Below are 11,743 nucleotides of genomic sequence, written 5' to 3'. Positions count from 1 at the left end.
CCCGGCACCAGCCACTCGCAGCGCTCCTCGCTCACCTGGTTCAGCGCGTAGATCGGCACCGTCACCGTCACGCCGTCCTTGGCATCGCCCGGATCGTGCAGGTAGGTGGCCAGGCAGTCGATGCCGCCCAGCCGGAGCGTTTTCGGAAACGCGGTGGTCGTGATGCCCGCCGCCTCGTGGCGCATCAGCTCGTCGCGGGTCAGGTGCAGCAGCTTCGGCCCCGACAGCTCCGCCTTGCTCTCGTGGCGGTACCAGCGCTCGAAGGTCGCGCCGCTGACGACGTCGCGCGGCAGCTGCGCGTCGTAGTAGGCGTGGATCAGCTCGTCGTCGACCAGCACGTCCTGGCGGCGCGACTTGTGCTCCAGTTCCTCGACCTGCCGGATCAGTTTCTGGTTGTGGGCGAGGAAGGGCAGCTTCGTCTCCCACTCGCCATTGACCAGCGCCTCGCGGATGAAGATCTCGCGCGCGGCCGGCGCATCGACGTTGCCGAAGTTCACCCGGCGGTTGCTGTAGATCACGATACCGTAGAGCGTGGCCCGCTCCAGCGCGGTGACCTCGGCGGCCTTCTTCTCCCAGTGCGGCTCCAGCAGCTGGACCTTGAGCAGGTGGCCGGCGATCGGCGGAATCCAGGCCGGATCGATCGCCGCCAGCCCGCGCCCGAACAGCCGCGTTGTATCGACCAATTCGGCCGCGACCAGCCAGCGGCCCGGCTTCTTGCTCAGGTGCGCGCCCGGATGGCGCCAGAACTTGATGCCGCGGGCACCCAGGTACCAGTCCTCGTCCTCGGACTTCAGGCCGATGTTGCCCAGCAGGCCGGCGAGCATCGACAGGTGGATCTGGTCGTAGGTGGCGGGCGAGCCGTTGAGGCGCCAGCCGTGTTCGGCGACCACGGTGTGGAGCTGGCTGTAGATGTCGCGCCACTCGCGCACGCGGCGCGGGCTGACGAAACTCTCGCGCAGGCGCTGCTCCTGCTGGCGGTTGCTGAGCTTGTGCGCGGCGCCTTCGGCCGGCGCGTGGTGGCCTCGGCCCTCGTCGATCCACTTCCAGAGCTTCAGGTAGCCCATGAACTCCGAACGCTCGTCGTCGAACTTCTTGTGCTTCTCGTCGGCGTTCTGCTGCTGGTCCATCGGCCGGTCGCGCACGTCCTGCACGCTCAGCGCCGACGCGATGACCAGCACCTCGTTCAGCGCTTCGCGGTTGCGCGCTTCCAGGATCATGCGACCCACCCGCGGGTCGAGCGGCAGCCGCGCCAGCTCCTGGCCGATCGGCGTCAGCTCGTTCAGGTCATCGACCGCGCCGAGTTCGCCCAGCAGCGCGTAGCCGTCGGCGATGGCCTTGCGCGGTGGCGGCTCCAGGAAGGGGAAGTCCTCGACCAGCCCGAGCCGCAGCGACTTCATGCGCAGGATCACGCCGGCCAGCGACGAACGCATGATTTCCGGGTCGGTGAAGCGCGGGCGGCCGAGGAAGTCCTTCTCGTCGTAGAGCCGGATGCAGATGCCGTTGGCCACGCGCCCGCAGCGGCCGGCACGCTGGTTGGCCGCCGCCTGCGAGATGGGTTCGATCTGGAGCTGTTCGACCTTGGTGCGGTAGCTGTAGCGCTTGACGCGGGCGTGGCCGGTGTCGATGACGTAGCGGATGCCGGGCACCGTCAGCGAGGTTTCCGCGACGTTGGTGGCCAGCACGATGCGTTTGCCGCCGCCGGTCTCGAAGACGCGGTCCTGCTCCTGCTGCGACAGCCGCGCGAACAGCGGCAGGATGTCGGCGTGGCGGTGCAGCGGCTGGTGGCTGAGGTGCTTGCGCAGGTGGTCGGCGGCATCGCGGATCTCTCGCTCGCCGGGCAGGAAGATGAGGATGTCGCCCGATCCGCTGCGCCAGAGGTCATCCACCGCGTCGGCGATGGCATCGTCGAGGCCGTAGTCCTTGCTGTCCTCGAACGGCTTCCAGCGTTGCTCGACCGGGAAGGTGCGCCCGCTGACCAGGATCACCGGCGCCGGCCCCTTGGCGGAAGCGAAGTGCTGCGCGAAGCGGTCGGCATCGATGGTGGCCGAGGTGACGACGATCTTCAGGTCGGGCCGGCGCGGCAGGATCTGGCGCAGGTAGCCGAGCAGGAAGTCGATGTTGAGGCTGCGCTCGTGGGCCTCGTCGATGATCAGGGTGTCGTAGGCACGCAGCAGCGGGTCGGACTGGGTCTCGGCGAGCAGGATGCCGTCGGTCATCAGCTTGACCGAGGCGCCGGCCTGCAGGCGGTCCTGAAAGCGCACCTTGTAGCCGACCACCTCGCCCAGCGGCGATTTCAGCTCGTCGGCGATGCGCTTGGCGACGGAGCTGGCGGCGATGCGGCGCGGCTGGGTGTGGCCGATCAGGCCCGAGCCACCGGCACCCAGACCGCGGCCGAGTTCGAGTGCGATCTTGGGGATCTGCGTGGTCTTGCCCGAGCCGGTCTCGCCGCAGACGATGATGACCTGGTGGTCGCGCATCGCCCGCGCGATTTCCTCGCGCCGGGCCGACACCGGCAGCGTGTCCGGATAGGTGATCGGCGGAACGGGATTGGCGGGGCGGCGCGTGGGCGCGGCGGCAGCGGCAGTCCGCTTCGGCGGCGCGGCGGGAGGGGTGGGGAGCGTCGGGTTCACAGGGGGCGGATTATCGCCGCCCTGCCCCGTGGCCTGCTGCGCTCAGGTCGGCGCGTCGGTCGGCATGCCGTATTCCATGATGTTGAGCACCGCGCCCTGCGGATCCTGCAGCACCGAGAAACGCCCGACGCCGGGAATGTCGGTCGGCGGCACGATCACCTTGCCCCCCAGCGCCGCGCACTCGCCGGCCGTTTCATCGGCGTTGTCCACCGTCACATAAGGGCACCAGTTGGGCGGCATCCCCGGCGGGGCGTTCGGCGGAATGCCCATGATGCCGCCGATGGGCGTGCCCCCGACCTTGAGGATGCGGTACGGGCCTTGCGGCATCGGCATGGTCTCGACGGTCCAGCCGAAGAGCTGGTGGTAGAAATCAGCCGAATGCACCGGGTCGGTGGTCATCAGCTCGGTCCAGCTGATTGCGCCGTGGGTCTTGAAAACATCCATGCGGGTCTCCTCGTGGGGGTTGTGCGTCGCATCGTGCGACGATGGATTCACTGCGTCAAGTTGAGGAAACCAGCCCCCGACGCCGATCCGATGTCCACCCGGTCACACCCGCAGAACCGTGCCAGCGCCTGCAATGCCGCGGTGAACGCCGGCCGGAACTCGTCCAGATCCCGATCGGGCATCGGATCCTCGACATGCACGCTCAGCAACTCAAAGCGACGCTCGCGCCGATGGGCCTTGCAATCCACCCGCCCCACGAACCGGTTCCCGAACAGGACCGGCAGACAGAAATACCCGTACACCCGCTTCGGCGCTGGTGTGTAGCACTCCAGCCGATAGTCCAGCCCGAACAAGCCGCTCAGCCGCTCCCGGTGGATCACCACGTTGTCGAACGGCGAGAGCAGCCGGACCGTCCGGCTGGCGGTGGGTATCGCGCGGCCCAGCGCCGCGGCATCCACATAGGCGTCCGGCAACGTCGCACTCTCCAGCGGCACCAAGGACCGATCAGCGAGCCGCTCGTCCAGCGCGCGGCGCATCGCGTCCCGGATGGCCTGCCCCGTCCGGAGATGCAGCAATTGCGCCCAGGTCACGATCCCATGCGCCCGCACCACCGTGTCCAGCAGGTAGCGCGCAGACTCGTCCACCGCCGGTACACGCAGGTCCAGCCCGCTCGGCAGCACCCGCTCGGCCAGGTCGTAGACCTTGTCCATCCCCCGGCGCTCGCACACCATCAGATCACCCTGCATGAAGAGTCGGTTGAGCGCGTGCTTGACCGGCCCCGCGGTCCACCAGCCGCCCTTCACGGTCGAGGGCCGATGATCCAGGCTGCGCAGCGTCAGCGGCCCATCGAGGTGGATCTGGTCCATGAGCTGGCGCATCACCGTGGCATCGGCCTGGGCGGAGTGCCGGTTGTGCCCGTCGCGCACCGACGCCATCAGCGGCAGCGAAAACCGGTAGTCGCGCATGGGCAGGCAGGACGCGGCGTGGAACCAGTGCTCGAACACCTGCCCCTCGCGCAGCAACGAATTCAGGTGCGCGGGTTCATAACCGGGCACGCGGCTCCACAGGACATGGTGGTGCGCCCGCTCGATCACGGCCACGGTATCGATCTGGACATACCCGAGGTGTTCGATGGCATGCAGCGCCCCAGCCGCTCCATGACCAAAAACAGGCGATGTGCCCAGCCCTTGCTGGTTCAAGGCCAGTGACCTCCACAGTGTTTTCACGGCGCGCCTCTCTTGCTTCGCCACATTGTCCACGGCCTGAGCCACCAGGCGTCCGCGGCAGGTGCTCAGGCACAATCCAGACCCCATGAGCCTCGTCTTTCCACACACCTTCGTCCCCTGGTTCCGCTCGGTCGCGCCGCACATCCACGCGTACCACGGCAAGACCTTCGTCATCGGCATGGCCGGCGAGCTGGTGGCCGCCGGCAAGCTCAATGCGTTCGTGCAGGACCTGTCGCTGCTGCACGCGATGGGCATCAAGCTGGTGCTGGTGCATGGCTTCCGGCCGCAGGTCAACGAGCAGCTGCGCGCCAAGGGCCACGCCTCGCGCTTCAGCCACGGCAAGCGCATCACCGATCCGGTCGCGCTCGACTGCGCGCAGGAGGCCGCTGGCCAGCTGCGCTTCGAGATCGAGGCCGCGTTTTCGCAGGGTCTGCCCAACACGCCGATGGCCAACGCCACGGTGCGGGTGGTGTCGGGCAATTTCCTGACGGCCCGCCCGGTCGGCATCGTCGATGGCGTGGACTTCATGCACAGCGGCGTCGTGCGCAAGGTCGATTCGGCCACCATCCGCCGCGCCATCGACATCGGCGCGCTGGTGCTGCTGTCGCCGTTCGGTTTCTCGCCGACGGGTGAAGCCTTCAACCTGACGATGGAGGATGTCGCCACCGCCACGGCTGTGGCGCTGCAGGCCGACAAGCTGCTGTTCATGACCGAGCTGCCAGGCATCCGCGAGGACCTGGACGACCCGGAAAGCGCCATCGACACCGAACTCGCGCTGGCCGACGCGCGGCGCCTGCTCGCGAAGCTGCCGCCGCCCACCCAGCCGAGCGAGCCCGCGTTCTACCTGCAGCACTGCGTGCGCGCCTGCGAAGGCGGGGTCGAGCGTTCGCACATCCTGCCGTATGCCGCCGATGGGGCGGTGCTGCTGGAGATCTTCACCCACGACGGCGTCGGCACCATGGTGGTCGACGAGAAGCTGGAGAGCCTGCACGAGGCCACGGCCGACGACGTGGGGGGCATCCTGCAGCTGATCGAACCCTTCGAGCGCGACGGCACGCTGGTCAAGCGCAGCCGCACCGAGATCGAGCGCGACATCACCACCTACACCGTCATCGAGCACGACGGCATCATCTTCGGCTGCGCGGCGCTCTACGCCTATCCGGAGGCCAGGACCGCAGAAATGGCGGCGCTGACGATCTCTCCCCAGGTCCAGGGCCAGGGCGACGGCGAGCGCATCCTCAAGCGCATCGAACAGCGCGCCCGTGGCATGGGCCTCGACAGCATCTTCGTGCTGACCACGCGCACGATGCACTGGTTTGTCAAACGTGGTTTCCAGCAAGTCGACCCCGACTGGCTGCCTGAAGCCCGAAAACGCAAATACAACTGGGACCGGCGCTCGCAGGTGCTGGTCAAGAAACTCAGCTGAATCACCCGAAAGGAAAACACCAATGGCACGCACCATTCAATGCATCCTGCTGAAAAAGGAAGCCGAAGGGCTCGACTTTCCGACCTATCCCGGCGAACTGGGCAAGCGCATCTACCAGAGCGTGAGCAAGGAAGCCTGGCAGCAGTGGCTCAAGCACCAGACCATGCTGGTCAATGAAAATCGCCTGAATCTGGCCGATGCACGTGCGCGACAGTATCTGGCGCGCCAGATGGAGAACTATTTCTTCGGCGCTGGCGCCGACCAGCCGCAAGGTTACGTTCCGCCGGCGGAATGATTCGAGATACCCTGACGCCAAGTTCGCACTGGACAGCAGGAAGCAAAAGTTTCTAGAATCCGGCCCGGATCAACCGTTGGGGAATTACACATGACCACCTATCAAGAACTCATCGCGCAGAAGGCCGAACTCGATCGCCTTCAAGCCGAACTGGCCAAGCAGATCGCCGAAACCCTGCGCAATGAACGCGCCGGCGTGATCAGCCAGATCAAGACGATGATGGCCGAACACGGCCTCACCGCCGCCGACCTCGCTTCGGGCAAACCCGGACGCCCGCCGAAAATCGGCATCGCCGAGCCAGGCACGATCCGCAAGGTCGCGGCCAAGTACTGCGACAAGGACACCGGCGAATCCTGGTCGGGCCGGGGCCTGAAGCCCAAGTGGCTGACGGCCGCCCTTGAAAACGGGCGCGCGCTGGCCGAATTTGCCGTCTGACACCTGCAGCGCGCTTCAGGGCAGAGACCTTGCTCTGCCCCATGAAAACCACCTTCGGGTGGTTTTATTTTTTCATTTCAGGCAGACTGCCGAGCCGATTCCAGTGGCGCGGATCATGCAGCCCCGACTGAAGTACGTTGAACATGACTCAGATTCAACCGCCGGCTTCTCTTAAGAATTGAGGGTTGGTTGCGGATTGACAGCCCATCGACCGGTACCTATGCTCCGCCGGTGACTTTTTTCACACTCCATTACCCCATGCACGGTCTGCTCTCGGCGTTACGGTCTCTGGTTCTGTCTGGTCTTGCAGCTTCTGCGCTCACGCTGGTCAGCCTGCCAGTACAGGCCCTGCCGGAGGGCACCGACGCGATCAGTCGCTTCCTGCAGGAGCGCTTCGCGGTGGATGGCACCGCAACGGCATCGACCAGCAGTCGCGCCGAGGACCTGCTCGGCGGCGTCCGGGAAACGGCGTCCGATCTGGTGCTGTCCGCGATGAACTTCCTCGGCGTCCGTTACCGTTTCGGCGGCACCAGCGAAGAAACCGGTTTTGACTGCAGCGGTTTCACGCGCCATGTGTTCGAGAACAGCGTCGGTCTGTTGCTGCCGCGCCGCTCTTCGGAACAGGCGCAGGCACCCGGCCTGCTGTCGATTCGCCAGGACGATCTCAAACCGGGTGACCTGGTGTTCTTCAACACGATGCGCAGCGCGTTCTCGCACGTCGGTATCTATGTCGGTGAAGGAAAGTTCATTCATGCACCACGCACCGGCAGCACCATTCGCGTCGACGACATGCACCAGGATTACTGGCTGCGCCGCTTCGATGGCGCACGCCGTGTCCCGCAATTGAGCACCAGTTCCCCCTCTCGAAGCCTCAATGCCGCGAATGCTGGCAACTGAGTTGTACGGGCGCGTTCTCCAACGGCATCGCGTGCCGCCTGAAACAGGCACAATGCAGCCGCCATGTCGGAACGCAACATCATTGCCATCGTCGATCAGCGCAGTGCCACGGCGCCCCAGCCGGCGCGGCCACGCGTTCCTGCGCTCCAGCCGCCTTCAAATGGCCTGCTGAGTGACGGGCTCGGTCGCCCGCTGCGAGATTTGCGAATATCGGTGACGGACCGGTGCAACTTTCGCTGCAGCTACTGCATGCCGAAGGAAATATTCGACAAGAATCACCAGTTTCTGCCGCAGTCTGCGCTGCTGAGTTTCGAGGAGATTCTCCGGCTGGCGCAGATTTTCGTGGCCCATGGCGTGCACAAGATTCGGCTGACTGGCGGCGAGCCCCTGCTGCGCAAACACCTGGAGCGGCTGATCGACATGCTGGCCGCGCTGCGCACACCGGACGGCACACCGCTCGATCTGACCCTGACAACCAACGGATCCCTGCTCGCGCGCAAGGCGGCCGCACTGAAGGCGGCCGGATTGAACCGCGTGACCGTCAGCCTCGACGGCATGGACGATGCCGTTTTCCGCCAGATGAATGATGTCGATTTTCCGGTGGCCGACGTGCTGGCGGGCATCGACGCCGCAGTGGCCGCCGGCCTCGGGCCGATCAAGGTCAACATGGTGGTCAAGCGGGGCACCAACGAGCAGGAGATCGTGCCGATGGCGCGCCATTTCCGTGACCACCATGGCGGTCAGGTGATCCTGCGCTTCATCGAGTACATGGATGTCGGCGCCACCAACGGCTGGCGCATGGACGAGGTGATGCCTTCAGCCGAGGTCCAGCGCCTGCTCGACGGGCACTTCCCGCTGGAGGCGGTCGACCCCAGCCAGCCTGGCGAAACCGCGGAGCGCTGGCGTTACCGGGACGGGCACGGCGAGGTGGGATTCATTTCATCGGTGACACAGGCCTTCTGTGGTGACTGCAACCGGGCCCGGCTGTCCACCGAAGGGCAGTTGTACCTCTGCCTGTTCGCCCAGCAAGGCCACGATCTGCGCAGTCTGCTGCGCACCGCCCATCCGTCAGGCCGGCCCTACAGCGATGGAGAGATTGCCGCCGCCGTCGGCCTGATCTGGCAGGACCGTGATGACCGCTATTCGCAGCTGCGCGCCAGCCAGCCCGCCAGCGCCGGTGCGTCCGGCCGGCGCATCGAGATGAGCTACATCGGCGGTTGAGCTGCAACTGGCCAACTTGGCCGGCTCAACGCACCAGCAGGCAGACTGCGCGGGCCTCGATCGACTCGCCGCGCCCCACGGGGCCCAGCCGCTCGGCCGTCTTGGCCTTGACGTTGACGCAGTCCACACCGATGTCCAGTGCCAGCGCGATCGCCTCGCGCATGGCCGGGATGTGCGGCGCCATCTTGGGCGCCTGTGCGACGATGGTGCTGTCCACGTTGACGATGGACCAGCCTTCGGCCCGCACGCGACGGGCCGCTTCGGCGAGCAGGCGCCGCGAATCCGCACCCTTGAACTCCACCGCCGTGTCCGGGAAATGCCGGCCAATGTCGCCCAGCCCGGCCGCACCGAACAGTGCGTCGGTGATGGCGTGCAGCAGTGCGTCGGCATCCGAATGGCCGAGCAGCCCGACCGCATGGGGAATGGTCACGCCACCCAGCACCAGCGGGCGGCCAGCGACCAGCGCGTGGGTGTCCCAGCCCTCACCGATGCGCAGCGCGTTCAGGATCATGGAGAGACTCCGGAGCCGATGCCGTAGCTGGGCTTGTCCTTGTCGATCGCCGGGTGCATGTCGTCCATCCACAGCACGTGGTCGGCGTAGCACTGCAGATCGGTCGACAGGTTCGACATCGCGCCATGCAGCCAGAACTCCTTGTGCAGCTCGGACTTGATGTAGGTGATCGCATCCTCGAAATCGCCATCGCCCGCCGACAGGATCAGCCGGTCATAGACACCCTGGGCCGCCAGCTTGATGATCAGCGTGGCAATGCCCACGTCCACACCCTTCTGCACCGAGCGGTGGAACGGATGTGCGCAGCTCGGGCAGGTGGTGTTGAGGTCCTTGATCGTGTAGAGCTGGACGCGCATCTTCGGGCCACGCGGCGGGGCGGACTTGAGCCAGCTGTGGAAGGCGTTCTGGCTCTCGGTGGCCGCGTCCGGGGTCGAGTTCAGGTAGTACGACTCGTAGATCGGCCCGCCATTGAGACGGGTCATCTCGGCCTTGAGCTTGAGGTAATCGAAGGGACGGTTGCGGCCATAGTTGAACAGGTAGGCCCCGTCCACGATCCATACAGTTTTCATGGTGTTGTAGTCCGGAAATAAACGAAAGTCAGGTCAAGCGAAGAAGTCAAGCCAGGAAGATACGTTCTCTGCGGGATCCCGCAATCAGGATGCGCCATTTAAGCTTTTCATCAGCCGCTCGGCGAGGACAAAGTCCTCGGGCCAGGTGACTTTCAGATTGGTGAGGTCCCCAAGTATCAATTTCGGTTTGTGCCCGAGCGCTTCGATGGCGCTGGACTCGTCCGTGACAGCGTCCCCTGCCAGGCGCAAGGCAGGCAGGAGCAAGCCGGCACGGAACATCTGGGGCGTCTGCGCGGCCCACTTGCCGGTGCGGTCGACCGTCGACGACACCCGCCCTCCCTCGGCCTGCTTGAGCGTGTCGGCCAGCGGCAATGCCAGCAGACCGCCCACTTCGTCGTCCAGACAGGCGTCGATCAGGCGATCGACCCAGGCCGGCTGCAACAGGCATCGGGCCGCATCATGCACCAGAACCCAGTCCTGTGGCTGAACACCCCGGGCCTGCAATTCGAGCAGCCCGTTGGCCACGCTCTCCGCGCGCGTGGCACCACCGCAATGCGCCACCCAGGCCCGCTCACCGGCATGGCCAGGCGCCGCAGCATCGAACTGCCCGTCCCCCGGTGACAGCACGACCAGCGTCGCCTCGATGCGCGCCACCTGCGCCAGCGCCGCCAGCGTGTGCGCCACCATGGCCTGACCGGCGACGCACTGGTATTGCTTGGGGCCTCCGGTGCCGGCGCGCAGGCCGACGCCAGCGCAGGGGACAAGGGCAAAACAACGGGGAAGGATTCCGATCTGCATGCCCCGGATTGTCGCCGCTGCCGGGCAGCGGCCTAGAATCGCCGCCGACTTCGCGGCCTGACCGACTCCACCCATGCAGCTTCCCAAGATCGCCCCCGGCAACCGTTTCACCGTGCCCCGCCCGCTCGGTTCCGCCGACGCGCTGCTGCTGTCCCGGTTCGCGCAACAGCACAAGGCAGCCGGACGGATCCTGGGGGTGGTCACGGCCGAGCCGGCCGATGTGCAGCGCCTGCCGGACGAGCTGGCCTTCTTCGCGCCCGAGCTGCGCGTGGCCGTCTTCCCGGACTGGGAGACGCTGCCCTACGACACCTTCAGCCCGCACCAGGACTTGATCTCCGAGCGGCTGGCCACGCTCTGGCGCATCCGCTCGGGCGAGGTCGATGTCGTGCTGCTGCCGGCGACCACCGCGCTGACGCGGCTGGCGCCGCCGTCCTTCATGGCCGGCTACACCTTCCACTTCAAACAAAAGCAGAAGCTCGACGAAGCGAAGCTGAAGACCCAACTCACCCTCGCCGGTTACCAGCACGTCAGCCAGGTCGTCTCGCACGGGGAATACGCCGTGCGCGGCGGGCTGATCGACCTGTTCCCGATGGGCTCGCTCGTGCCCTTTCGGGTCGACCTGTTCGACAACGAGGTCGACTCGATCCGCGTCTTCGACCCCGACAGCCAGCGCAGCCTCTACCCCGTGCCGGAAGTGCGGCTGCTGCCCGGCCGAGAATTCCCGATGGACGAGCGGGCCCGCCAGGACTTCCGGGCCCGCTGGCGCGAGCGCATGGAGGGCGACCCGAGCAAGGCGCGCCTCTACAAGGACATCGCCCAGGGCATCGTCGGCGGCGGCATCGAGTATTTCCTGCCGCTGTTCTTCGACGAGACGGCCAGCATCTTCGACTACCTCGGCCCGAACGCCGTGCTCGCGCTGCACGGCGAGGTCAACGAGGCGCTGGAGCGCTTCTGGACCGAGACCCGCGAGCGCCACCGCTTCCTGCAGCACGACCCCGAGCGGCCCATCCTGCCGCCCGAAGACCTGTACCTGAAGCTGGACGAGTTCTTCACCCGCTGCAACGACCACGCGCAGCTGTCGATCCGCGGCAGCGAGGCGGTGGACTGGGCGCGCCCGCTGCCCGATCTGTCCATCGAGCGCGGCGGCCAGGACCCGCTGCGCAAGCTGGAGGAACACCTCGGCCGCACCGCACGCAGCCAGGGCGAGACGCGCTCGCCGACGCGTGTGCTGATCGTCGCCGAGAGCGCCGGCCGCCGCGAGAGCATGCTGGAGCTGCTGCGCGACCACCGG

The 11,743-nt window shown here is 66.5% G+C and carries 11 protein-coding genes and 1 pseudogene; 6 read left to right on the top strand and 6 right to left on the bottom strand.

Features of this window, described 5'->3' with window-relative positions:
- The 3 genes from hrpA to AB3X43_RS04400 form a co-directional block, all read right to left on the bottom strand.
- Nucleotides 1-2,630: ATP-dependent RNA helicase HrpA (gene hrpA, locus AB3X43_RS04410; RefSeq protein WP_473965059.1), on the bottom strand; the 2,630-nt coding region annotated here is incomplete at its 3' end.
- Nucleotides 2,631-2,672: 42 nt separating this feature from the next.
- A complete protein-coding gene (locus AB3X43_RS04405) occupies nt 2,673-3,074 on the bottom strand; it encodes a VOC family protein (protein WP_369428661.1) in 402 nt (133 codons plus the stop codon).
- A gap of 47 nt (nt 3,075-3,121) precedes the next feature.
- Nucleotides 3,122-4,300: a winged helix-turn-helix domain-containing protein gene (locus AB3X43_RS04400; RefSeq protein ID WP_369428660.1), complete on the bottom strand. Its 1,179-nt coding sequence runs from the start codon at nt 4,298-4,300 to the stop codon at nt 3,122-3,124.
- A gap of 85 nt (nt 4,301-4,385) precedes the next feature.
- Between AB3X43_RS04400 and argA the strand changes: the two genes are divergently transcribed.
- From argA to moaA, 5 genes are all read left to right on the top strand, one after another.
- Nucleotides 4,386-5,726, top strand: coding sequence for an amino-acid N-acetyltransferase (gene argA, locus AB3X43_RS04395; RefSeq protein WP_369428659.1), 1,341 nt, complete (start codon nt 4,386-4,388; stop codon nt 5,724-5,726).
- Nucleotides 5,727-5,748: 22 nt separating this feature from the next.
- Nucleotides 5,749-6,021: an oxidative damage protection protein gene (locus tag AB3X43_RS04390; protein WP_369428658.1), complete on the top strand. Its 273-nt coding sequence runs from the start codon at nt 5,749-5,751 to the stop codon at nt 6,019-6,021.
- A gap of 90 nt (nt 6,022-6,111) precedes the next feature.
- Nucleotides 6,112-6,456 (top strand): H-NS histone family protein, encoded by a 345-nt coding sequence (locus tag AB3X43_RS04385; RefSeq protein ID WP_369428657.1) that lies wholly within the window; start codon nt 6,112-6,114, stop codon nt 6,454-6,456.
- Nucleotides 6,457-6,714: 258 nt separating this feature from the next.
- The gene (locus AB3X43_RS04380) at nt 6,715-7,353 is read left to right on the top strand and encodes a C40 family peptidase (protein WP_369428656.1); all 639 of its coding nucleotides are present in this window, start codon (nt 6,715-6,717) and stop codon (nt 7,351-7,353) included.
- A 63-nt stretch (nt 7,354-7,416) separates the two neighbouring features.
- A complete protein-coding gene (gene moaA, locus AB3X43_RS04375) occupies nt 7,417-8,574 on the top strand; it encodes a GTP 3',8-cyclase MoaA (RefSeq protein WP_369428655.1) in 1,158 nt (385 codons plus the stop codon).
- Nucleotides 8,575-8,599: 25 nt separating this feature from the next.
- Here the strand turns inward: moaA and ispF are convergent, their stop codons facing one another.
- From ispF to ispD, 3 genes are all read right to left on the bottom strand, one after another.
- Nucleotides 8,600-9,085, bottom strand: a complete 486-nt coding sequence (ispF, locus tag AB3X43_RS04370; protein ID WP_369428654.1) for a 2-C-methyl-D-erythritol 2,4-cyclodiphosphate synthase — start codon at nt 9,083-9,085, stop codon at nt 8,600-8,602.
- Nucleotides 9,082-9,654 (bottom strand): NYN domain-containing protein, encoded by a 573-nt coding sequence (locus AB3X43_RS04365; RefSeq protein ID WP_369428653.1) that lies wholly within the window; start codon nt 9,652-9,654, stop codon nt 9,082-9,084. The genes ispF and AB3X43_RS04365 overlap by 4 nt, the downstream gene beginning before the upstream one ends.
- Before the next feature lie 84 nt (nt 9,655-9,738).
- Nucleotides 9,739-10,452, bottom strand: coding sequence for a 2-C-methyl-D-erythritol 4-phosphate cytidylyltransferase (gene ispD / locus AB3X43_RS04360; RefSeq protein ID WP_369428652.1), 714 nt, complete (start codon nt 10,450-10,452; stop codon nt 9,739-9,741).
- Between the two features lie 73 nt (nt 10,453-10,525).
- Here ispD and AB3X43_RS04355 point away from each other — a divergent pair.
- Nucleotides 10,526-11,743, top strand: a pseudogene (locus AB3X43_RS04355) (transcription-repair coupling factor); the annotation flags it as partial.

The organism is Sphaerotilus sp., assembly GCF_041083715.1.
Taxonomy (GTDB): domain Bacteria; phylum Pseudomonadota; class Gammaproteobacteria; order Burkholderiales; family Burkholderiaceae_C; genus Sphaerotilus.
The sequence above is the reverse complement of the archived record's forward strand: the minus strand, read 5'-3'. Positions and strand labels throughout refer to the sequence as shown.